The organism is Phycisphaeraceae bacterium (assembly GCA_019454185.1).
Taxonomy (GTDB): domain Bacteria; phylum Planctomycetota; class Phycisphaerae; order Phycisphaerales; family UBA1924; genus JAHBWV01.
This window is the reverse complement of the sequence record CP075368.1, coordinates 880,975-904,438: the sequence shown is the minus strand read 5'-3', so window position 1 is coordinate 904,438 and position 23,464 is coordinate 880,975. Positions and strand designations below refer to the sequence as shown.

At 61.3% G+C, this 23,464-nt stretch carries 15 protein-coding genes; 6 read left to right on the top strand and 9 right to left on the bottom strand.

Features of this window, described 5'->3' with window-relative positions; genetic code table 11:
* The first annotated feature begins 1,133 nt into the window (after positions 1-1,133).
* From KF838_03705 to KF838_03690, 4 genes are all read left to right on the top strand, one after another.
* Positions 1,134-1,388 (top strand): hypothetical protein, encoded by a 255-nt coding sequence (locus tag KF838_03705; GenBank protein QYK48961.1) that lies wholly within the window; start codon positions 1,134-1,136, stop codon positions 1,386-1,388.
* Positions 1,379-1,639, top strand: a complete 261-nt coding sequence (locus KF838_03700) for a hypothetical protein (protein QYK48960.1) — start codon at positions 1,379-1,381, stop codon at positions 1,637-1,639. The genes KF838_03705 and KF838_03700 overlap by 10 nt, the downstream gene beginning before the upstream one ends.
* Positions 1,640-1,655: 16 nt before the next feature.
* Positions 1,656-2,051 carry a hypothetical protein gene (locus tag KF838_03695; GenBank protein QYK48959.1) on the top strand — a complete coding sequence of 132 codons (396 nt, stop codon included), beginning with the start codon at positions 1,656-1,658 and terminating at the stop codon, positions 2,049-2,051.
* A gap of 361 nt (positions 2,052-2,412) precedes the next feature.
* Positions 2,413-8,340 (top strand): Hint domain-containing protein, encoded by a 5,928-nt coding sequence (locus KF838_03690; GenBank protein ID QYK48958.1) that lies wholly within the window; start codon positions 2,413-2,415, stop codon positions 8,338-8,340.
* A gap of 1,185 nt (positions 8,341-9,525) precedes the next feature.
* Here KF838_03690 and KF838_03685 read toward each other — a convergent pair.
* Together KF838_03685 and KF838_03680 are read right to left on the bottom strand one after the other, a co-directional pair.
* Positions 9,526-10,050, bottom strand: coding sequence for an IS630 family transposase (locus KF838_03685; protein QYK48957.1), 525 nt, complete (start codon positions 10,048-10,050; stop codon positions 9,526-9,528).
* 23 nt (positions 10,051-10,073) lie between these two features.
* On the bottom strand, positions 10,074-10,385 hold the full coding sequence (locus KF838_03680; protein ID QYK49811.1) for a winged helix-turn-helix domain-containing protein: 312 nt from the start codon (positions 10,383-10,385) through the stop codon (positions 10,074-10,076).
* 1,182 nt (positions 10,386-11,567) lie between these two features.
* On the opposite strand from KF838_03680, the gene KF838_03675 reads away from it, so the two are divergent.
* Positions 11,568-12,725: an IS5 family transposase gene (locus KF838_03675; protein QYK48956.1), complete on the top strand. Its 1,158-nt coding sequence runs from the start codon at positions 11,568-11,570 to the stop codon at positions 12,723-12,725.
* A gap of 181 nt (positions 12,726-12,906) precedes the next feature.
* On the opposite strand, the gene KF838_03670 is transcribed toward KF838_03675, so the two are convergent.
* From KF838_03670 to KF838_03660, 3 genes are all read right to left on the bottom strand, one after another.
* Positions 12,907-13,548 (bottom strand): hypothetical protein, encoded by a 642-nt coding sequence (locus tag KF838_03670; protein ID QYK48955.1) that lies wholly within the window; start codon positions 13,546-13,548, stop codon positions 12,907-12,909.
* Between the two features lie 308 nt (positions 13,549-13,856).
* A complete protein-coding gene (locus KF838_03665; GenBank protein QYK48954.1) occupies positions 13,857-14,540 on the bottom strand; it encodes a hypothetical protein in 684 nt (227 codons plus the stop codon).
* A gap of 69 nt (positions 14,541-14,609) precedes the next feature.
* On the bottom strand, positions 14,610-15,773 hold the full coding sequence (locus tag KF838_03660; protein ID QYK48953.1) for a hypothetical protein: 1,164 nt from the start codon (positions 15,771-15,773) through the stop codon (positions 14,610-14,612).
* Positions 15,774-15,939: 166 nt separating this feature from the next.
* Between KF838_03660 and KF838_03655 the strand changes: the two genes are divergently transcribed.
* The gene (locus tag KF838_03655) at positions 15,940-17,178 is read left to right on the top strand and encodes a hypothetical protein (protein QYK48952.1); all 1,239 of its coding nucleotides are present in this window, start codon (positions 15,940-15,942) and stop codon (positions 17,176-17,178) included.
* A 143-nt stretch (positions 17,179-17,321) separates the two neighbouring features.
* On the opposite strand, the gene KF838_03650 is transcribed toward KF838_03655, so the two are convergent.
* The 4 genes from KF838_03650 to KF838_03635 form a co-directional block, all read right to left on the bottom strand.
* Positions 17,322-17,966, bottom strand: a complete 645-nt coding sequence (locus KF838_03650; GenBank protein QYK48951.1) for a hypothetical protein — start codon at positions 17,964-17,966, stop codon at positions 17,322-17,324.
* Between the two features lie 63 nt (positions 17,967-18,029).
* Entirely contained in the window at positions 18,030-18,941 is a 912-nt protein-coding gene (locus KF838_03645; protein ID QYK48950.1) for a DUF2950 domain-containing protein, read from the bottom strand.
* Between the two features lie 70 nt (positions 18,942-19,011).
* On the bottom strand, positions 19,012-20,226 hold the full coding sequence (locus KF838_03640) for a DUF3300 domain-containing protein (protein ID QYK48949.1): 1,215 nt from the start codon (positions 20,224-20,226) through the stop codon (positions 19,012-19,014).
* A 42-nt stretch (positions 20,227-20,268) separates the two neighbouring features.
* Positions 20,269-23,463 carry a multidrug efflux RND transporter permease subunit gene (locus tag KF838_03635; protein QYK48948.1) on the bottom strand — a complete coding sequence of 1,065 codons (3,195 nt, stop codon included), beginning with the start codon at positions 23,461-23,463 and terminating at the stop codon, positions 20,269-20,271.
* Between the last annotated feature and the right edge of the window lies 1 nt (position 23,464).

The window sequence follows — 23,464 nt, the reverse complement described above, 5'->3', positions numbered from 1 at the left end:
GATTCGTCCGGCTTGAATCCGAGGGAAGTCAGCACGTCCCAGGTCCTTACCGTCGGGGCCTTCTGTGCGCCGTCCAAGAACCGATCTTCATCACTCAAGGGTTAGTCCTCCCGATTTCAGTGTATCACCGGGCGGTGTGCCAATCGTTGGACATGTATCGAGAACGCGACCGAGCGCCGTCAGGGATTCGAGGACACCGAGATACACGGCGCGACAGGCGCCGGGCTCGCTTTGTGGGCGCAAACGTAGCGCAACAGTTAGAATGTGCAGACGCTTCGGTCTCATGCTCTCTCCGCACGTGCGGCGCGAGAGCTGATGACGCCGCCAGCGCGCGGTGCACACCGCGCTGAAGTCGCCGATTTCGAGCGAGGAACGATCCCCAACGATGCGGCAAACTGGCCTCTTTGATGCGTCGATTCATGCGAGGAAGTCGCTCGCCAAGATCTGCTATGCATGCTCACATCCATGCGGCGCGGTGTACACCGCGCAACCGCCCGAAACTGGCCGCAAACGGGCGCAAGGGCGACATCCCTCGCCTTTCGTAACTGTCGCGTCTAACGTGGTTTATGGAATGCGTTCGGCAGGTGATTGGGCTTCGGGACGAGAAGGTCGCAGGTTCAAATCCTGTCACCCCGATTTCTGTAAGTGACGCTGAATACGCGAGTTGCGTATACCCGCCCGGGAACGAGCGGTGCAGCTGGACGCCAAATCAGCGCGGTGTAACACCGCGCTCGGCTCCGGAGTGCACCGAATGACCGGGAAACAGCGGCGGAAATCCACCCACAAGCGGTTAGAAAACGCCTCCAAAGAGCCACTTTCGCACGCGCATGCGGTAGCGCATTACGCACCGCACGAGACGGTCGCAGGTTCATCGAAGGGACCGCGTGGCAGGGCCAAGGTCCCGGCGTACCGGGCGCGGCCGGAGCACGGACAGGCGATCGTCACGCTGACCGACAGCCGCTCGGGGGCGCGCCGAGATTACTGGCTCGGCGAGATCGGCTCGCCGGAGAGCAGGGAGCGGTACTACAGGGCGCTCGCGGCATGGGAATCCGGCGGCCGCGTGCTCCCGACATTCGAAGCGTGCGGGCTGGTGCCGACCTTCCACGCGATGAAGCGGCGCAGAGCGGCGGCGCATGAATCGGGTGGCGGCCAGTCAGAAGTTCGCGCCGGTGGCGGTGCAGGTGCTCGCGAAGATCATGGCCGACACGTCCGCGCCGATGAGCAGCCGCGTGAGCGCCGCGACGGCGCTGCTGAAGTTCTCGCGCGAGTCGATCGAACTCGACGACCTGGCCACGCGCGTGGACGATCTGGAGCGATCGATGAAGGAGGCGTCGAGTACGCCGCCCGTGCCGCCACAGGTGAACTGGGGTGAGCGAGCATGCGCCTGAGCGGACGGCTGAAGCGGCTGGAGGAGCGGCGCGACATCGTCGGCGAGTGTCCGAGGTGCAACGGGCGCGGCTGGCCGCAGCACTTCGTGCAGGGGCCGCCCGAGTGCGATCTGACCACCCGGCCCGGCGACCGGATCGGGTGCGACCGGTGCGGCAGGGTCTCGCACCCTCGGCTGGTGATCCTCGACAAGGCCGCGCCGAACCCGCTGGAGCAGTGGCTCGCGGCGGGCGGGACGTTCGTCATCTCGTAGCGAGGAGGAGCCGCCCATGCGATCGCTGAGGTCGCGTCTGAACCGAATCGAGCGGCAGTCGCAGCGCGACGACGCCGAGAACCGCGCGCACGACAACATGCTCACGCACCGGATCTGCGCCCTGAAGGCAGCACGCGAGCCGGGCTTGGCGCTGGTTCGTCCGGAGCACACCGACGGCGACACGTACCGGCATATCCAAGAGACCCTCGCCTGGGCCCGCGGCGACTTCCGGGAGGCCGAGCGGCTGGCTGATCTCAACCCGAACAAGCACGTTCCCCCGCCGCCCGGTACGCCGTGGGAGGAGCAGATGCGGCTGGCCCGCGAAGCGCTCGACGCCACGTTCCACCAAGCGGGCGACGAGACCGAGCGGGTGCGGGCGGCCGTGCGCGCGGCGACCGGCGCGCACGCCTAGGTGGACCCGTGCGGCCCATGCGGCCCGTTGATAGGGAAGACGCCGAACTCTGGTGCGGGAACGCGGCATCCGTGGGCTACGTTCCGCGATTGAAAGCGGGGCCGCGTGATTCTTCCGTTGAAGCCCCTGATCACTTGTCCGTGCGTTGCGGATGAAGTCGTTCATTTCCACATCGGATAGTCCTGTGGAACACGCCCCGTGATGTGAATTCTCTCTTCACGATTCGGTCCGCAACTCTCTGGTAGACAACGGGCTGCGATGCGAGACCGAGGCATCTCAGACACTTTGATCGCGCGAACCCTGTGAACCGCCTTGCATGCTTCGTAGAAACCTGTATGCTGGCGGCTGCTGGAGGAACTATATGAACATGGCTCGGCTGCTCGCTGCTGTTCTCGTTATTCCTGTGATCTCATGGTTCGCGGCCGTTGCCGACTGCCGCGCACAGGATTTCGATCAGGATGGCATACCCGATTACGTTGATGCGATGGTTGTTGCCCCGGGCGGCACCGTGCCGGGTGTTGTAACCGTTCGCTCGGGCACCAACAACGCGGTCCTGCTGCAGATCGAAGCAACAGAGCCGGACAACGCCTTTGGCTGGGACTTCGAGATTCTGCCCGATCTGAACGGTGACGGCGTTCCAGACGTCGCAGTTGCCGCGCCCAGATCGCATCTCTGGACCGATGCGATCGGCAGAGTATTTGTCTATTCAGGTGCTACGGGAGAACAACTCTTCACGCTTCGTGGGCGGCGTGGCGATCGCATCGGCTTCGCGCTGGGCGGCTCTCACGATGTGAACGCCGACGGTGTGCCCGACATCTTTGCCTCGGGCATGCGGCTCGATCCCATCGGTATACCTGTTGAGAGACACTTCTGGTTCTCCGGAGCGACCGGCGAGTTGCTCTTTGACCAGTCCTACCCCCACCCGGGGCTGAAGCCGGTCATCCTCGAACCCCTTTCTGTCTGGGGAGATCTCAACCAGGACAACGAACTGGATCTCTTTGATGTGATCGAGTTGGACACGCTCGTCCAGCAGGGCGCACCGCCCCAGGATGGTGGCGATCTCAACCAAGATCTCTCGACCGATGACCTTGATCTCGACATGATGATCGAGTCGGTGATCGCTGGCGAACCGGTGATCGCGGCCGAGGACCGTCTTCTCTCCGCAGCGGACTGGGGCGATCTGGGCTCTGTGCTGGCGACGTGGTCTCTGCTGTATCCGGAAGACCCGATCACAGCAACGCTGGACCCCGCACACTGGAGCGGCGGGAACGCAGTCCTCGATTACTGGCAGAACGGCAGATTCACTGTCAGCGGGCAGAGCATCGTCGCAGCGACAACGCAGACGGTCTGCGACGTCGATCCGATCGTTCTGGGCCAACGAGCGGAGGGCATCGCAACGGCTGGGTGCCCGGACTGCAACGCGCAGGTGCAGATCACCTCCGCGCCGGAGATCATCCGGCTCGGCGAGCCCTTCACGGTTCATGCGCTCTGGGGCAGTGATTGCGATGAGCGATACTGGATCGTGCACTTCGGGACGATGACCGTGGGTCCCATCGAGGCCGACACACTTGAGTACCAGATCGACTTCTTCGAAGGTTCCGAGACCGACGTCATCATCAAGGCCGTGTGCGTGGATACGGAGGGGAACTGCGCGAAGATCGCTACGGTGACGATCCCATTTGCGGATTGCGCTTTGGATCTCAGCGGATGCCCGTGGGAGGTATACGGCGGCGAGCAGATAACCCTCACAGCAACGGCAGTGCCGCCCGGAGGCACATTCACCTGGACACTGACCGACGAGTCGTGCTATGTGGCCTCGGTGTCCCAGCGGGACAGCACGTTCCAGTTCACGCTCCGCGAGTCACCGACATGCAACCCTCGCTTCGGAGTACCTCTGTTCGTCACCGCCATCGTGACGTACGAGCTGAATGGATGTGTCAAGCAGAAAGTCTGCATCTTCAGCATCCGTTTCGACACGGACGGCGATGGACTGTTCGACGAGGAGGAGTCGGGCGGCGAGTGTCCATTCGGCTTCGCGGCAGATAGTGATGGGGATGGAGTCAATGATGGAGATGAGATCGCTGCGGGTCTGAATCCGTGCAGCTTCGACTCGGACGGTGACGGTGCGAATGACGGCTGTGAGATCCGCTACGGCACTGTGGTCGGCGATAAGGATGAAGACCATGACCGGCTTACCGGTGCTCAAGAGTGCGGACTGGGTACAGATCCACGGAAGTGGGACACAGACGGCGATGGGCTGAGCGATGGTGTGGAGGTTGGTCAAGGCTGGGATCCGCTCGACCCAGATGATCCGCCCGGTGCGAGAGACGACACCGATAATGACGGCCTCGTTGACTACATGGAGGCGATCTTCGGCACTGATCCGCTCAATCCTGACACGGACGGCGACGGGCTGCTTGACGGATACGAGGCGCGCGGCATGTCATGCATCGATCCGCTCAATCCCGACTCCGACGGCGATGGGCTGAGCGATGGCGACGAGGTGATAATCCACGGCACCTCCCCCTGCGGCTATGACACAGATGGCGACGGACTCTCCGACGGTTTCGAGATCTTCAGCATCCGTTCTCTTCTGCTCAATCCGTTGAGCAGTGACTCGGATAGTAACGGCACGCTCGATGGAGATGAGGACTTTGACGCAGACGGTCTCTCGAACAGGGACGAGCAGTTGTGGGGAACGGATCCACTCGAAGCGGACACAGATGGTGATGGAATAGTCGATGGAATCGAAGCCGTTGCGGGCGATCCGACCAATCCCGAGGTCGTCGGAGCACGAGACCGCGAGCAGACCTATGAGGTCAGTGTGTCCGCATCGCCGAACGGAGGGGAGGGCTCTTGGTCGGTCCAAGTCGGCCCACGCCACTTGGGTTCGACGGGCTTCGGGGGCTCTATTAATCGGACTGTGCGCCTCTCTGGCGACGGTCCACACGACGCGAAGCTGGTCTATGCCGGCACCGAGCCCTTGTATTTCGCGGACAACTGTCTGCATGATTTTGACTACTGCTTCAATGTGTCTCCCGCTACAGACGAGGTTGTTGTCGAGGATGTCAGCGGCCTGCTCGGGTGCAAGCAGATCGATGAGACGTATGACAGTTACGAGTCCAATCCGGCCAAGGGCAAGAAGGCAAAGATCTGGCGACCTCGGGTCGATGTCGATATAGACTCTGATAACGACGATGGCTTGAGCAACCCATCCCGGTCAAGTGACGAAGACGAGGCCGAGATGTCCGGCTATGGCAAGATCATGTTCGCATCTCTGGGCGATCAGGACTCCGATGGCATCCCAGACTATGCAGACGGTTTCAACCTGGACGAGGCCAGCAGCACAATCTCTGAATACCGTGACAATGAGTCAGAGGGTGTCAACTTCATTCCAGTCGTCGTTGAGCTGAAGGACTTCCCGCCCGGCGAGTTGACCATCACCGTGTCGTACCCGGCTTCAGACCCCAATGAGATGGCGGCCGATGGTTCGTACGTTCCTGCTGAGGGCGTGTATCGACTCTGGAGGTCGAAGAGCCCATCTCGAGACAAGAGCCCGCTCAAGGAAGGCGGCGACTACATCGCACCAGGTTCGTACACAGAATCCGAGTGGGGAGCGACAGGGAAGAGAACGTTCTATCTCGAAGCAGTCAGGACTGACGCGAGCACGCACACGATCGCCGTGTCGGCCACGAGCACGGGCGGGGGCGGTTCCAGAAGCGACTCGGTCCGGGTCACTCCCGTTGCGATCCAGTACGTTCCGGTTGAGCGCGGCCCCCTCGGCCAACCACTCCTCGGCACACCTACGCAGGTCCTTCCGGTATCGCACCCGACACCAACAATTGACTTGGCTAACCGAGTGGTCATGGATCCGCGTCCGGATCCGCTCGATGCAAGTAAGCTGATCGCAGACATAATTCTGAACGGTAGCGTTGATGATGCCATGAGCGATCTGAGCACTTCGTGGCTTGGATTCATTCCAACAGGGACAATCGACTCAATCGAGATCACGCTAAATAAGGGTGCCGACTCAGAGAGGTCCTTTACACAAAGCATGAACGTGGTCAAGAACCCGGGGACGGGTGGCATCGCTAGAGTTCTGGACCCGTACGACTACACAGGTTCCTTCGCGACCGTCCTGAGCGGTGTCGAAGTCCAGCCCGGCTGGAACACCATCGAGATCCGTGCGATGAACGACATGGGCCACGTGGGTGTGCTGTCGTTCGGCTTCCGTATCAATCTCACGCTTCCTGACGAGATCGATGAGCCCCTCTCGTACGAGGACTACGACATCGCGGTTGGCCAGTACAGCGACACACGCGCCTCCGGGGGCGGGATCTTCAGCCCGTTTCTCATCGAGGTGCTCATGCCGGGATCGGTGGCTGAGGCGGTAGACACATTGGAGTACGGATCGCAGTCGTACCACCTCGTGTCATATGGAGGCCGTATCTTCGCATCAGTCGATATCAACGAGACGATGACGCCACGTGCCTTGGTCGCCATACCGAGTGCAGGATATGAGACCCCGAGTCTGACGCAACTGTTGGAGGACCAATTCGGCACGGCGAACCAGATGGGGCAGGCGGCCTTCTTGCGTGGTGTTGGGGCAGGCGTCATTGACACTGGCGTGGGAGTGTGGGACGGCTTTGTCTCGATCGCCGAGGGCGGTTGGTACCTTGCGAGACACTACAACCCGGTAACCACCAACATCCGCATGAAACTGACCGGAAGCCCACTGCGTGTGGAAGACCAGCAGCGGATCCTCGCGGCGGCGGGCTTGGTAGAGAGGATTGCCCCGATCTTGTGGGAGTTGGTAAAGGATGGAGATGCAGCCATCGAAGCTGTCCTGACGGGAGACCACGACACGCTGAACCAACTCGGCGAGGAATACGCGGTCTATCTCGAAATCGCCTACGAGATCATCGACGAACTAAAGGGCGAACTGGCCACGATGAACGACTACGAAGCCGGACGCCTGGTCGGACGGGTTGCCGCTGAGGTGGCGCTGGCCGTAGGTCCTGGACTCGCCGGCGTGGCCGTCAAGAGTGTGACAATGGTGAGTGCCGCGAGCAAGATCAAGCAAGGTGCTCTCGCGGCCAAGTACGGCGACCGGATCATAGATGCCATGGAACGCGTTCCCGTGCGTGCCGCCGCCATCGCAACTTCCGGCATGTGCTTCGTAGCGGGAACGCTCGTCCACACGAACGAGGGCCTCGTCCCGATCGAGCAGGTGCAGGTGGGCGACATGGTGCTCTCGCGTCATCACGAGACGGGCGCACAACTCTACAAGCGGGTTGTCAACACGATCACGACGCACCCGAGCGAGTTGTACGTGATCGAATCTGGGATTGACGCGGATGGAGATGGGACTGCGGACTCTGTGGAGTCGCTGACCACCACGGCGGAGCACCCGTTCTATGTGCAGTCGCTCGGTGCGTTCATTCCGGCGGCGGAGCTTGAGGCCGGGCACTCGCTCCTGCTGGCAGATGGAACAGGAACGACCGCGTTCGTCACCGATATCCAGGTGCAACGTGGCCCCCCGGCATCCGGCTCGTCCCAGCACGGCTGGAATGGTGCCTCATACACTACATACAACTTCGAGGTTGAGGACTTCCATACCTACTTCGTTAGCGCAAGTGGAGTATGGGTGCATAACCAAGGCCGGGAAGTATGCGAGCGATTGTTCGCGCTCTACCTCAGATACATAGATCGCACAGGGGGTGATCGCGTCGCCGCTGCGACACAGTTAATCGCTCGTCTCGACACCATGCTTGGCAAGAGTATGGACTCGCCCGCTATGGTTACTGCCGTACACATGATGATGGACGATATGTACGCTGCCGCGACTGCTGGTCCAGACATAGATCTGTCGCAACTCATGACTTGCTCACAGGCGAGCATTGCCATGCGCGGACATTTGTTAAGCAATGATCTGGAAGTACATCATTCGTCCACACAGCAGTGGACCAATCGGCTGTTCTTTCTACAGTTCAATCGATATCCAACTCCCGAAGAAATGCACTCCATGCCCGCACTTATCACGCCTCGGACATTACACAATTTCGGCGTGAGTCACGCCCCCAACATGCCGACGATTCACGATATAATCGCCGCCAGACTTGGTCATGACCCGAGCCTCATCACGAACAAAGACGAAATCATTGATGGACTGAGACAAGCTTACAACGATATCGATATGGTGTGGGGCTCGCAAGCGGGCATGGCGTTTGATTATAGACGCGTGTGGATCTCTGGACGACAATGGTTACTTGATAGAGGAATCGATTAGTGCATATGCGAACCAGACTCGTGGTTAACAAGGGTGGCGTGTCGTCCGATGTGTTTAGTCGCATTGCCGACATGATAACTTCAGATGGACGCCATCGCAGCATCTTGTACATCGACATGGTATCTACGGATCCACGGCTACGGAACATCCTTCATATGATTCTGACCAACAGCGGATCACCATGGAGCGGCCAGGCGATTGATGTCCAACGGCTTGGCAGCTATTCGTTTAGGCAGTACAGGGTCTACAGCCATGACGACTGGCGGGGTCACGAGTTGCTGCGGCTGAACCCATTAGAGCATCTGTACCCCTCCAGCGATGACGCTGAAGTAATGGAACGTACAGCAGAAGGTTTGGCAAGAGTGGCTGTTGATGAGATCCCTCCGGGAGTGGACTTCTTGCGAGCACACGGTGTGTCGGCTCTGGTGCCACACCGTGTGCGTTTCGTGCTTGAGCAAGCTGGGCTTTACAGGTTGCGGTTTCGGCCCACGGTCCCTGTCCGAGTGGTCGACGAACTGAAGCCGATCGCCGATTGCTCATGGAATGAGTTCCCAGAGCCCTGGTGGGAGCTGACGAGCGATCTCGTCCTGCCACCGGTCTCGCCATCAATGACACTAGTGAGTTGGTCGGGGAAGCCGGTTGTTCGAGGGGCGACCGATATGTGCGCAGCGTCGGATGGGTCTGGGTTTTGTGGATTCCCGGAGTTGCGTTATCTCCGAGCGGAAGTGGAGGCACTCGGATATTTTGACCTCGCACAAGTGTTTGAACGAACATCCCCGAGCACTCTGGATCGCGCACTTATTGCTTCTTGCCGATTCTATGAAGTATGCCGAGACCATGACCTCGGCGTCAACTGGATTCCGGTACATCTAGAGGACCAGCCGCCGCCGAGAGGTGTGGCGAATCCATCCGACTGCCTCGGTCGATACCCGGGCACGAAATGAGGGCTTCTGGGACCGTGATCTGATGATTGCCTCACATGACTGACAGCGGCTGGACTTGAAGTCGCTCCCTGCTCGCCCCTCTATTGGCCGGTGACGGTTTGGTCGCCGGTGCGTAGCCGCGGGATGCTCCCGCGAACGGCTCCCCGAGCGGTAACCCCAGCGGGAGCAAAGGCATGCGTGGACGCCAGACGGGCAGGGACGGGACGGGCAGGGGGAATCGGCAGGCCATATCTGATACGGATCACCCATCTTCCTCGTGCGTGAGGTAGGTGCATGAGCAGATGGAGCGGAGCAGTTCTTGCGTGAGTTCCTGCCACGCCTCTGCGCCTGCGTCGAGCAGGTGCTGGTAGTCGTCGAACACGCGGTTGCTCAGGTAGTGGCTCCGCAGGTACGCCCACAGCCGCTCCACCGGGTTCAGTTCCGGGCTGTACGGCGGCAGCAGCAGCGTCGTGATGTTCTCCGGCAGCTTCAACCGCCGCGACTTGTGCCACCCCGCCTGATCCATGATCAGGATGGCGTGCTCATCGGCGGCCAGTTCCTCGGACAGCATCTTCAGGAACACGTTCATCGTGTCCGTGTTCACGTGCGGGGCCTGCAACGCCACGCTGTGACCCGTCGCCGGTTCCACCGCCGCGTAGAGATACACCCACTCGTACCGCGTCTGCTTCACAGCCGTCGGGCGTGAGCCCCTCTTGGCCCACATCCGCGTGGTTGTCCCCTGCTGGCCGAACCGCGCCTCGTCCATGAAGTAGACCCGCACACGCATCTGGCATGTGTCGGCCGCGTCCCTCACGGTGCGGAGAAAAGGGGGGCGACCTCGTCCTTGAACTTCTGCTGAGCCGCCAGATCCTGCTTCTCGTGGCGTGGACGCGGGGCCAGGCACGAGTAGCCCATGCGCTGGAGCGTGCGATAGACGCCGTTGAGCGAGATCTCGACGCCCAGTTCCTCTCTGGCGATGCTCTGGATGTCCCTGCCGCGGAGCGTGCAGACCTTGTCCTTGGCCGTGGGTCCGGCGTCGATGCGGGCCCTGAGCGTTTCGAGCTTCTCACCGGTGATCTTGCCGACGCTGCCGCCACGCGGCTTGTCCTTGAGGGCCTCGATGCCGCCGTCGCAATAGGCGTACGCCCAGCGCTAGACGAAGCCCCTGCTGCGGCAGAGGGCGTGCTGGATGTCGGAGGTCTCGATCTGCTCGACCGCGAGTGCCGCGGCCATGAGCCGGTCCTTCTGCTCGGCGTTCTTCTCGCGTGCGGCCAGCTTCCTGAGCCGCGTCAGATCGCCGGGTTGCCGCTCGGTGATGTGCATCGATGCCTCCTCTGACGCGGCATCATGCCGCGAGTGAAGGAGCATCATCCCACAACCGGATCGATGGCGCAATGCCCAACATGCGCCGAACGCGCTCAAGAAAGAGCGGGGATCCGTATGATGTCGCCAACCAGCGGGCCGCACGGGCCGCAGCCGAGCATGTGGAACAAGCAGGAGCGGGACCGTTCGCACCAATCGCACCCGTCGCGGACGGCCATGCAGAACGGGTGGGGGCTGGCTTGCGAGCCATGTCTGGCTGCTGGACTCGCCCTCGCCTTGGCGACTACAATCAATGCTATTCGCGATGCATGACAGATCTGTTCTCACCGCTTGGTGAATTTTGCAATGTTGCTTGCAAAGAGTGCAGTTTTTCATTCACCACGTTTACGATCGTCTCTTGTTTCGTAGGATGCTTTGCCGAAAATGGGGGCCAGCTTGATCCGATTAAGTGTGCAGAGGGCTGTCTGAAGGGCGCAGCAGGCGTTAAGACATTCGCTTGTTTTGTTTGTATCGGATGTCATTACACCGCAAGTCAGCGCTGCAAGTCCATGTGTGGCACATTGTTCCCCGGCTGGTAACGCCAGCGATCAAGGGATGCGAATATGAACAAGAATATGACTGGCATAGTTTCTACAGCGGTTTGGTACGCTTTGTTCTTCTCTATGTGTATATTCACCCTTGGCTGGATTGATGATCGTGAGCATGCATGGCAATCCATGAGCGAGAACGATCGAGGGGTATTTTTTTCGGTCATGAAAGCCGCTTCGTGTTTGGCAGTTGCGTTCATTGTATTTGTCGCGGCGCGCCGGACTGCCCGGTATCTAGTCGTCCATCGGTCGAGGTCGCGACGGGTGTAGCTTGCTCAGGTCGGCACCCCATAAGTTGTTCTTCGCTTAAGCTTGATTTCTGATCTAGCAGGCCGTTGAAAAAGTGCTCTTGAGCGGGCGCATCCGCAACGGCTGGTGCTGCGAACAGTTGGGTATGAAGGGCAAACCCGAGCGTCAGGCGGCAGTCTATCACACGTTCAACGTCGAGGACCTGATCGAGCCCGGCCATCCGCTGCGTGCGATCAAGCGGATGGTCGATCGCGCACTGGCGGACATGTCCCGGACGTTCAAGGCCGCGTACAGCGATCGTGGCCGCCCGAGCATCCCGCCCGAGACGCTGCTCAAGGCCCTGCTCTTGCAGTGCCTGTACACGATCCGGTCCGAACGCGAGCTGTGCCGGCGGCTGAAGACCGACCTGCTGTTCCGCTGGTTCCTGGACCTCCAGCCCTCGGACGACGTGTTCGACCACTCGGTCTTCACGCACAACCGAGAGCGGCTCGCTGAGCATGGGATCACACAGAAGTTCTTCGACCACGTGGTGAAGCAGGCGATTGATGCCGGGCTGACCAGCGACGAGCACTTCACCGTGGACGGCTCCCTGATCCAGAGCCATGCGTCGCTCAAGAGTCTCAAGAAGATCGAGCGGGAAGCCGCCGGAGGGGATGATGGGGGCGCTCCTCCGCCATCGGCCGGGGGCACGCAGGGACGCAACCCGTCTGTGGACTTCAAGGGGGAGCGTCGCACCAACGCCACCCACCAGAGCACGACCGACCCCGAGGCGAAGCTGTACAGGAAGGGCGACGGCGTGGGCGCGTTCCTCTGCCACTCGGGGCATGCGCTCACCGAGAACCGGCACGGGCTGGTGATGAGCGTGCGGATCGACGAGGCCAGCGGCACGGCCGAGCGGGAGAACACGCTGAAGATGCTCGATCATCTGGAGCGGCGGCACGGCGTGCGTCCGGCGACACTGGGCGCCGACAAGGGGTACGACGCGGGGCCGTTCCTCTTGGAACTGGAGCGGCGTTGGATCGAGCCGCACGTGGCCATCAAGGCCGGGAAGATCGATCCGACCAGCGAGCGGGCCGACGACGGGACCTGGGCCCGATGGTTCGCACGCAGCGAGCAACGCAGTGCGGCGTTCAAAAAGAGCCAACGCCGACGAAAGCTGGTGGAGGAGTTCTTCGGATGGGCCAAGACGGTGGCGGGGATGCGAAGGGCCAGGCACGTGGGACGCGAGAAGATCAGCCAGTGCTTCGATCTGGCGGCCGCGGCGTACAACCTCGTGCGGATGAAGAACCTGCTGGCCTCGTGAACACGAAACCAGAGCAACCGACGACCAGCCCGTGAGAACAATCCGCCGTCACGCCGCGAGCGAGTTCCGCCCGGAGAGACAAAGCGTGCTGCCGCCGGGGTTCTACAACGACCTGCTAAACGCTCATTCAACACTGCCGGATGTCGTGGGCAAGATCAACGCATTATTAGCATGCTCCCCCTCACTCCGCGGCACCGAACGTCCTTGCGAACGCGAACACCTCGCCCTTCATCGCAGAAGCGACCGCCGGTGCGGCACTGACGCGCACCGTCCACGTCTGGTTCGCGTTAGTTTCGAAGATGCTGGCAACCACGATGTGCTGCTCGGCACCTTCGATGTGCAGGAGTGACCCGCTGAACCGATCGTTCTCGAACGGCTCGATCATGTCAGCAAGCTCGGATTCTGTCGTAGGCGGCAGGCCGACCTGTCCCCGCCAACGGTTCACGTTTGCGAGCATGCCGCCGACATCGCCCGGAAAGCGGCTGATCGCGACTTCAATCGGACCCGAAGGCCCCTGCATCTCGTACGTCGCCAGACGCATCGGCCTCTCGCCAGGCACAAGCCGCCACGCTACCGGGGCACGCCACGGCCAGTTGTCGCTGCGCGAGGCCTCCGGTGCCGGGGCCGTCAGCGAGTCCTGTGGCGCAGGCGCGGCTTGCGTCTTCTCAGAATCCTTGTTCGGAAGTGACGGGGCGGCTCCCTCCTTCTCTACGCGGTGCTCTTCGACTCCCGCTCGCTCGCACGCGAGAACCGAGATCGAAGCAAGCAATCCGATCGAGATCCGGATCACGGAGAAGAGAACAGCGTGACGTGGTGCGTTCATGCGATCATGCTAGCATCGGAGCATTCACCTTGCGTTCTGTTCGTGCGAGCACAAGCTCATCGCCAACGTACGAATCGCCGAGCTTCCAGTTCCAGCGACGCGCGGCCACCTGCGTACACGCCCGAGTGTAACTCAAAGCCAATGCGATGGCATGACTCGCGCCTCTCGCCCACAGTTGATGATGCACGTGCGCGGAGAAAGGGCGGCACGTGCTCGACGTCGCTCAGAGAACGATGGAGGTTCGTTCCTTGATGGTCCGTGCTGGCACCTGCCGCCCAGGGAGGGCGAGTCCGAGTTGATGCTGTCGATCAGCGACGCCGGCGAGTGGCCGCGAAGCCGAACGCGGCCACGACCAGCGTGCCCGGAGCGGGAACTCGGGAGATCGTCATGTCGGTGAACTCAATGCCGACAACCTCGAAGCCAAGATCAACGAGGTTGAAGTAGTAGTTTGTGAGCGTTCCGGGACCGCCGTTGCCATAGCCGTAGGTGCCGACAGCACCCGCGATGTCGATCGATGAGAGCGTGTTGCCGGTGTACCCGACCGAGAACGCGGCCTCGAACGGGTCGCCGAAGAGCCCGGCCTCGGTGATGGGCAGGCCGAACGGCAGCTCGATGCCGCCCCACGTGATGTAAAAGCCATCGACAGCAGGATCGTTGTCACGCACGACGAAGTAGGGTGTCGAGCCGCCGGGAAGGGGATACGACATGCCGGCGGAGAAGCCCTGGTTGGTCGTGACAGCGAAGGAGGCGGGATCGATCTCGTACGCCCGGATGCCGAAGGTCGGGTGGCCGACAAACGCATCGGAGTCGACCGTGAACGTGTACGAGAGCAGGTGGCCCGGACGGATCGCAAGAATGTCCGGGTTTGTATTCGGATTCGTGGGATTCGCGATGTTGAACTCGACGCGCCCGTTGATGCTGACCTCGAACAGGTCAGCACAGGCGACACCGGAAAGCCCGGCGAGGAACGCCAGCGAAGCAATCAACTTCATCGATGATCTCCGTGCAGAATGGACGTGTGAAATGAGCCGTGCACCCACACGGGTACACACTCGCAAGGATCAGCAAGAGCGACGGCGCCGTGCCGCGAGCAGTCCAAGCGATGCGACCGCGAGCGTGCCGGGCGCGGGGATGGTCACGCTGAAACTCTGGTACTGGAAGGTGCGCCAGTCGATGCCATAGCCGATCAGGGTCTTCCCGTCGGCGGAGACTCCAGTGAGCGATATGAAATCGAAGAGCGGATCCACGCTCACCCCGTACATCGAGAGGTACGACTCGATGCTCACCATGCCCAGCCCGGCCGTCCAGACAAACCCTGTCGTGTCGGAGAACGGACCGAAGTCATACACGTTGTATCCCACGACGACAGATCCGTCCGCGGAGACACCGTTCGCGATCGATCTCCCCCAGAACTCGAACGTACCCGGAAGCGTGCCCAGTATCTGCTCGTCCCATGATGCGCCGTCCCAGCGCCAGATCGCGGCTTCTCGCGTCGATGTCGCTTCGTTCCAGGCGTCCCCCACCACCATGTCGCCCGCAGCATTCACTTCCACCGCCTCTGTGAACGCACCCTGATCGTGCAGGATCGTCTGGACACCATTGACCCAGACGACCGAACGCCAGTGGCCGTCAGCGGCCTCGTCCCACCCAACGATCACGGATCCGTCGTAGTTCGACGCATTCGCGCGGCTCGCCCCCCCCGTGCTGCCCAAGCCGACCACTCCGCCAGCCAGAGTTCCGGTCGAAGCATGGGCTATGCCGTCGGTAGCGCCAGCACGCCAATAGAGCCCGACAACATGGTTGCCATCGCCGGAGATATTCCAAGCAGAGCCCGCGTTAGAGTCCACAATCCCCATGTCAGACGGATAAGGGGAGAGCGTCTGCCACCCGGAACCCTCAGTCCACAACCCCTGCGTGATGAACGTGCCATCATCGCTCGTGATCGTCGCAGAGATCCGCGTCCCATCGTCTGAGACGCCGGGAATGCCGGCACCGACGCCGAACACACTCATGGTCTCGCGCCCGAGTCGAACAACGCCATCCCCCACTGTCCACCGAACGGTCTCGAAGAGATTGTCAGCCGAGTTGCCGACGATCACCGAGCCATCTGCGGATACACCTGTTGCATAGAACTCACCGAGCAGATTGAACTGCACGCCGCTCGCGCACGCACTTGTGCCGACGATCGTCGCGATGATCACAGCCGTCAGATTCCTGGTCTTCACAAGGTTTCTCCTTCCACTCTGGTGCCGCGGCGATCCGGGACACTCCCTTCGGTCCGCATACAGAGAATAATGCCAGTCTGTGTCATGTCAAGCGTCACACGTGACAATTATAGTGACGTTTGACTTGTCTTCACATGCGTTGTCATGTACACTTTCCGAACAAACCATGCCGAACCAGATCACCGAATCTCAAGTGCTCCCCGACCAGACGCCCGCCTCCCTCGGAGAGGTGCTGAACGCCTTCCATGCCGTGCGCACATCGATTGCCGAGCTGATGGACGCGGTAGGCGTTGATCCGAACAAGACTCGGGAATCCGCTCGACTGCTCGGCCTCAACCGTGGTTTGGCCTGGAGACTCTCACGCGTGGTACGAGAGGGAGATGTCCCCTCGGTCGTCGGGGATGTCCCTGGGAAGCAGAGCATCCGCAAGTTCATCTCAGCCTGCCGCGAACGCGGTGCGGCTCCGGGCGCGCTGAATGAGGCGGAGCGCGCCATCGACGCCTTCGAAGATGCGGTCCGTGAGGCGTGGGGTGATCGCAAGACGCTCTCAACGCTGATGGCCAGCCGCGCAGAAACCGATCCATCCCTCGAACAGGAGCGTTCACGCCGAAAGCTCTACGAGGGGGCCTTTGCGTACTGGGGCGTGCAGGCACAGGTACGGTTTGTGACCGTCTTCGTCTTGCCATCGAAGGAGGATCCTTCGATGCTCGACGCGGCCCACGTCACCGGATACCTCGGTTTCCGCCGACTCAGCGAACGAGCGTGGCCGCTGGCCTACGAAGTCGTCGAGAACGCCGAGGGAGAAGCCAGGAAGTTCCACAAGTCCCCGCTTGATCCCACCGGTGGGAGCGAGGCGCATCGGCAGTTGATGAAACAGTTCTGTCGTCCGGAGTCGCCGGAGATCCGAGTCGTGGAGTGCGGCGGCGAGAAGCGCTTCGAGTTAGCACCCGGCCCGGTCGGGAACGCCGGCCTGACGACCTGTGTATTCGGCAGTTACCTCCACCAGATCGCGGAGCGATACCCCTCAACGCCGGACACGTGCGGGTTTATGGTGCGATTGCAGACACCGGTCGAACGGCTCATCTTTGACATGTTCGTGCATAAGGACATCGGGCTCGCCTCGCCGCCCGCTGCTCAGCTGCTCGATCGGATGACCTTTCAGCACACACACATCGAGTCAGACTTTCCGAGGCAGGCACTGCCGCTCTCAGAGCGAGTTGTCCCACTCCACGGCGGGCGCCATGCGGTGACATCGCATATTCCATGGTATCCACGGATGCTGGATTGGGTGTCCGAGCGAATCGGGCTGGGTCTCGATGCATTCGATGCGTCGCGCTTCGAGATGACCTATCCGCCTATTTCGACAACGTTGAGCAGACGCTTCCCGACTTTGCCCAAGGCGTAACGCTCTGGGACTTCTCGCGTCATCAACGTCTGTCAACCACTCCTCACGGTCGACTCGAACGTGAGGAGCAGATACAGAGGACCAGTGACCTCGCCGCCGGATGCGCCGAGCATTATGACTTGCATCTGTCACTCCACGCCGGATCAGGCGCTGATCTCGTGCTTCGCCACGTAGTCTTTCTTGGACTGCTCAGATGCGAAGTAGACAGTCGCTCCCTTGTGCTCGATCGAGGCCGCAGCATCCTCCTTCAGGAACTTCGCCTTGGTGATCGGATCCTCGACCAGGATTCGGCGGATGTAGTACTCATTGTCCTGCATCGAGAGGTATGCCTTGACGCACGAGACGAGCCGGTCGTCGAGCCACGCGCCAACCGCGTACTTGTCGATACTGCTCAGGGGCATCTCCATTCTGGCATGCCGCTCGTAGTCGAAGTACGTCGGGACAATGAGCAGGTTGTAGTCGAGGACGAGTTTCGTCGCATCGGGGCTCGCCGAGACGCCGACCGTGAGCGTCATCGTTGCCAAATCAGTGAGGAACGTGCAGCGAACTTCGCGCTGCTCCGGGTTCACGACGGGGGTGATCTTGATCTTGTCGCCGAACTGCTTGGCAAACTCCTGGAACTTCGGCGTCCAGACCGCCTTCAGCTCCTCGCACGCCTTCTTGAATCTCTCGATGCCCGCCTCATGCGCTTCGCGTGACTTTGCACGGTCCGCCTCTGCCGCCTTCTGACGGGTCTCGCGGGCTTCAAACTCGGCCTTGATGCGATCAGCAAGAGTTCCGTTCGACATGGTCCATCTCCTTATGAAGTCTGTGGTTGCGAGGTTCTCGGCTCGTGCGGAGCCGCCACATGCTCACGGCGTAACGGCTTTCCACAGCGTGGGGTCTGGATCGAACGCATTGATGTCTGCCGCCGCGGACTCTGTCTCTGGGCCGAGATCGGCTTCGTACACAACTCCCGCGTGACTGACGATGAAGGTCATCACGCCGGTGCCGTCCCACACATCCGGCCAAGCCACCACTGCCCAACCGTTCAGCATCCGGCCATCGACGACGTACTCCATTGTTCCACCTTGCGCGTGCTGCCCTTGGCGATTGAGCAGGCGGAAGCGATAACCATTGAAGGGCACACGGTTGCCCGCATCATCGGTCCGCACCGCTGCTTGAGCAAACACCGGACCGATCGGCGAGGGATCGACTCCACCGTATGAAGGCCAGTAGAGACCGTCCTTCGCTCCCGGTGTGCTCATCAGTCGCTGGGCGTACTCAGAAATCCCATCGCCGTTGCGATCGACCGAGCGATAGACACGCTGCGCATCCACAAGTGTGCGGCACGCTGCGATCGTCCGCAACTCGTTGCGCCCAATGCGACGATTCTCCAACTCCTCGATGCCCGCATCGGTATCGAAGAGCCATTTCGAGTCAGAGCGACGCACGAGCGGCACGGCGAAAGGCCAACGCACCTCGCCCATGAGCAGTATCGCCTGATCTTCCGATACGGTCTCGATCTCGCGGCCCTCGGCGAGGGCTCGCTGGAATGAGGCGAAGTCGAGTTTGTCCTGGTTCTCGTCCTCGGACCGCAGTTCCGCCGTGCGAGGGCCGAAGATCCTGCGAAGCTCCGACTTGTCTCTGGTTTCTGTGGCTCGAGTGAGCGCTGCGACCGCGGCTTCGGGCGAATCGAAGCGGCGCTGCGACTGGCAGCCGACCGATGCGAGACTCGCGATAGACAACAGAACGGCGGTTGCAACTTTGGCGAGGGACTTCATTGTGTGTCCTTCGAATGACGTGGATGATGAGATCAACCCAGAATGATTTCGAGCGACTGTCGCTATCGAATCAGCGCCGACCACCGCCGCGTCCACCGCCACCTCGCGAGACGCCGCCCGAGCGGCTTCCGCCGTAGGAGCCCCGGCTTGCAGACTGACGGCTGCTCGACCCGCGGCTGGAAGAAGCCCGCGTATCAGAGCCGCCACGGAACGCGCTCTGTGCTCGGTCCGACGACGGAGCGGCCGGTGTGCGTGCCGCACCCGCAACACGCGATGAGCTCGGTGTCTGGGTACGACCCGACGATGATGGCGTTGCCCTCGGCGTTGGACGCGCAGGCGGCCGTGCTGCCGAGCTGGCATGAGGAGCTGCGGCACGAGGCGAGCCACCATCGGCGTTGGCTCCCCGGAAGTTCTGGCGTTGATCCGGCTTGTTGATCGCGGTGGTCTTGTCGCGATTGGGTGACCATGCGCCGCCCGCCTGCCCGACTCGATTGCGATGATCAACACGGTTTCCGCTGCCGATGTTGACATCGTTGCCGATGTTGATATCACCGTTGAAATTGCGGTCGATGTCTACGTCCACATCGCCCCAACCGACACAGCCGTGGTGCCAATCACAGTCGAGGTCGGCCCAGATCGCGCCGACAATGATGCCGGTGCCGAAGCCGATCAGCCCCGCAGCGACCACGTTGTCGTAAGGATCGTCAACGTACACAACGGTCGGCTCGTACGACGGCACGTACACAACCTCAGGGTCAGCAGACTGGATATAGATGATCTCCTGCTGCACAACCACCATCTGCTCGCTATTGGAAACCAGCGAGCCGTTCGCCCGGGCCTTCTTTCGCAGCGTCTGGACTGTTGCCATCACGTCCTGCGCCTGCGTGAGATACGCCTGTCCGAGCGCGATGGTCCAGTCCTGGTACTCGGCCATCATCTTCAGCACGTCGGGCACACGGGCCACCGCCTTCACTGGTGCTTCCCAATCACGCGAGTCGATCTTGTCCTTCGCGCCGGCACTCCGCATGAACTTCGCGGCTTCCATGACCTCATCCGGATACACCGACGCCGCGAGCACATTGGCAAGCAGCTGGTCTGGGTAAAGCGCGATCGGCCCGACAAGATTCTCAAGGTCCGCAGCACTGAGCGATCCGCCAGGAATCGCCGGCAGCGCCGACGGCTGTGCTTGCGAACTCGCCTCCTGTGCGTGTACACATGGTTGCACGACCACGCCCGCTCCCAGCCAGAGCGAGACAAGTATCGAAATCGCGAAGGATCGTTTCACGATGATTCTCCGGGTGAGTGACTGCGGAGTGAACGTTCAGAATCAGTGAGCGGGCAAGGCCGAATGCGACGGCTCGCCATCGGTCGGTGGTGCAATCGGGGATTTCGGCTTCGGGGGGCCGAAGACCTTCTCCGTGAGGACCTGAATGACGACATACAGCACCGGCGTGAAGATCAGGCCGAGGAACGTGTTGCCGATCATCCCGAAGAAGACCGCAGTGCCGATCGCCTGGCGGCTCGCAGCACCGGCACCTGTCGCGATCATCAGCGGCAGCACACCAAGGATGAACGCGAGCGCGGTCATCAAGATCGGACGCAGCCGCTGACGCGACGCCTCTACGGCAGATTCGACGATCGGCTTGCCCGACTCTCGATACGCCTTCGCAAACTCAACGATCAGAATCGCGTTCTTCGCTCCCAGCCCGACCAGCAGCACGAGCCCGACCTGTGTGTAGATGTTGTTGTCCATGCCGCGCAGCATGAGCCCAGCCATCGCGCCCAGCACCGCCAGCGGAATCGAAAGAATGACCGAAAGCGGGATGAACCACGACTCGTACAGCGCCGCCAGAATCAGGTACACAACAACGAGCGCCATCGTGAACACGACGATCGCCTGGTTGCCGACCAGCTTCTCCTGATACGAGAGCGCGGTCCACTCATACGTCATGCCCGGCGGCAGCTTCGCATCCGCCATGCTCTCGACGACCTTCAACGCCTCGCCGGACGAGATGCCCGGGGCGGGCTGGCCCTGAAGCACCGCAGACGGGAAGATGTTGTAGCGGATCACGCGATCCGCACCCATGCTCTCACGAACGTTCAGCAGCGAACCCAGAGGAACCATGCTGCCGTCCGGCTTGCGCACGTCGAGCGACATGATGTCCTCGGGTGTTGCGCGGAAGCGGCTGTCAGCAGAAACGTTGACCTGCCATGTGCGACCGAACAGATTGAAGTCGTTCACATACGCCGAGGCGAGATACCCCGACATCGTCGAGAAGACATCCTGGAGCGGAATCCCCAGCTTCTTGACCTTCTCGCGATCGACATCCGCGAACAACTGCGGCACCGCGGCACGATACGCGCTGTTCACTCCGGTCAGTTTCGACTGCGCGTTGCCGTCCGCGATCATCCCCTGCACCACCTCACCGACCGCCGCACGACCGATGCCCGAGCGGTCCTGCAGCCGCAGATCAAAGCCGGACGCGCTGCCGACGCCGTCCACTGCGGGCAGAGAGAACACGATGCAGAGCCCATCCGGGATCTGCGCGGTTTTCTGACGCAGGTCCTGCATGATGGTGGCGAGATCTCGCCCCTTTGGCAGACGTTCTGACCAGTCCTCCAGGCCGATGAAGAACATCGCGTAGTTCGAGCCGTTGTTGTTGATCATCGAGAAGCCGGGCAACGCCGTAAAGTTCCGCACGCCCTCGGTCTCGGACAGAATCTTCTCGACTTTCTTCACCGCTGCGAGTGTTCGCTCCTGCGACGATGCATCCGGCATCCACACATCGATCAAGACCATGCCCCGGTCTTCGAGCGGCACGAAACCCGTCGGCACCTTAGTGAACGTCCAGACAATCGCGACAAAGCACGCCGCGAAACCGGCGAGAGTGAATACGACGATCGCCGGATGCACAAGGAACTTGATCAGACGCGCATACCCATTGGCGAGCGCGTCGAAGCACGCATTGAACCACCGAACCAGAATGAACGGCTTGTGCCCTTCCTTGTGCGCCTTGAGGATCACGCCGCAGAGAGCAGGCGTGAGCGTGACGGCGCACACGCCGGAGAGGAACGTGCTCGCCGCGATGGTGAGCGCAAACTGCCTGAACAATTGGCCGCTGATGCCCGGGAGGAAGGCCGTCGGAATGAAGACGGCCATGAGCACAACCGTGATGCTGATGACGGGCGCGAGCACCTCTTTCATCGCGATGATGGTTGCTTCTTTCGGAGACTTGTGCGTCTTCTTCATCACCGCTTCGACGTTCTCGACCACGACGATCGCGTCGTCAACGACGATGCCGATGGCAACGACCAGCCCGAACAGCACCGGCATGTTCACGGAGAATCCGAAAAGCTTGGCGAAGAAGAACGACCCGATGATCGACACCGGGATCGCCAGCATCGGAATGGCCGAGAGCCGCAGACTCCCGAGGAAGATCACCACCACCGCGAGCACGAGCGCGAGCGCCTCGTAGAACGTGTGGAAGACACCCTCGATCGCGCTCAACACGAACTCCGACGTGTCGTAGACCGTCTGAAATGCGAGTCCATCGGGCAGAGCTTCGGACTTGGTTTCCAGCAGCTTCTCGACGTCGCGCGCGACCTGCACCGCGTTGCCGCCCGGTGCCTGGTAGATCACCATGCATCCGGCCGGAAGCCCCTTGTACCGCGCGAGCAGATCGTACGACTTGCCTCCCAGCTCGACCCTCGCAACATCCTTCACGCGGATGATCCGGTTGCCCTCCGCACGAACGATCACCTGCTCAAACTGCTCCACGCTATTCAGACGCCCGAGCGTCGAGACCGTGTACTGGAACGCCTGCCCGCTCGGCACAGGGGGCTGACCGATCGCACCCGCCGCGACCTGGACATTCTGCTCCTTGAGCGCGTTGATGACGTCCATCGTCGTCAGCCCGCGCGCCTTGAGCAGCTCCGGATCGAGCCACAGCCGGATGCCGTAGTCCTTGGCGGGGAAAACCTTCGCATCGCCCACACCCGGGATACGCCGGATCTCGTCGTACACGTTGATCGTGAGATAGTTCGCGATGAAGAGATCGTCGTACCTCTTGCTCGCCTCCTCGTCATTCGGGGCGAGCGAAAAGACCGTGATCACGTTCGAAGAAACGCGATCCGTCGTCACGCCCTGACGTTTCACCTCGTCCGGCAGCTTCGGCATCGCGATGTTCACGCGATTCTGCACCAGCACCGAAGCGATGTCGATGTTCGTCCCCAGCTCGAACGTAACCTTCAGCGTGTACGAGCCGTCGCTCGCCGACGTGCTCTCCATGTAGATCATGCCCGGCACGCCGTTGACCTGCTGCTCGATCGGCGACGCAACCGTGTCCGCCACCACCTGAGCGCTCGCGCCGGGATACGTCGTCGTCACCTGCACCACGGGCGGCGTGATATCCGGGTACTGCGCGATAGGCAGCGTCGGATACGCGACCACGCCCATGATCACGATCAGGATCGAGATCACAATCGAAACAATCGGTCGCCTGACCGGAAACTCCGCAAGCATG

Coding starts and splice junctions, on each gene's coding strand:
- KF838_03705 (QYK48961.1), top strand. CDS start 1,134: ATGAATCGGGTGGCGGCCAGTCAGAAGTTCGCGCCGGTGGCGGTGCAG.
- KF838_03700 (QYK48960.1), top strand. CDS start 1,379: ATGCGCCTGAGCGGACGGCTGAAGCGGCTGGAGGAGCGGCGCGACATC.
- KF838_03695 (QYK48959.1), top strand. CDS start 1,656: ATGCGATCGCTGAGGTCGCGTCTGAACCGAATCGAGCGGCAGTCGCAG.
- KF838_03690 (QYK48958.1), top strand. CDS start 2,413: ATGAACATGGCTCGGCTGCTCGCTGCTGTTCTCGTTATTCCTGTGATC.
- KF838_03685 (QYK48957.1), bottom strand. CDS start 10,050: ATGCGTGTGCGGGTCTACTTCATGGACGAGGCGCGGTTCGGCCAGCAG.
- KF838_03675 (QYK48956.1), top strand. CDS start 11,568: ATGAAGGGCAAACCCGAGCGTCAGGCGGCAGTCTATCACACGTTCAAC.
- KF838_03670 (QYK48955.1), bottom strand. CDS start 13,548: ATGAACGCACCACGTCACGCTGTTCTCTTCTCCGTGATCCGGATCTCG.
- KF838_03665 (QYK48954.1), bottom strand. CDS start 14,540: ATGAAGTTGATTGCTTCGCTGGCGTTCCTCGCCGGGCTTTCCGGTGTC.
- KF838_03655 (QYK48952.1), top strand. CDS start 15,940: ATGCCGAACCAGATCACCGAATCTCAAGTGCTCCCCGACCAGACGCCC.
- KF838_03650 (QYK48951.1), bottom strand. CDS start 17,966: ATGTCGAACGGAACTCTTGCTGATCGCATCAAGGCCGAGTTTGAAGCC.
- KF838_03645 (QYK48950.1), bottom strand. CDS start 18,941: ATGAAGTCCCTCGCCAAAGTTGCAACCGCCGTTCTGTTGTCTATCGCG.
- KF838_03635 (QYK48948.1), bottom strand. CDS start 23,463: ATGCTTGCGGAGTTTCCGGTCAGGCGACCGATTGTTTCGATTGTGATC.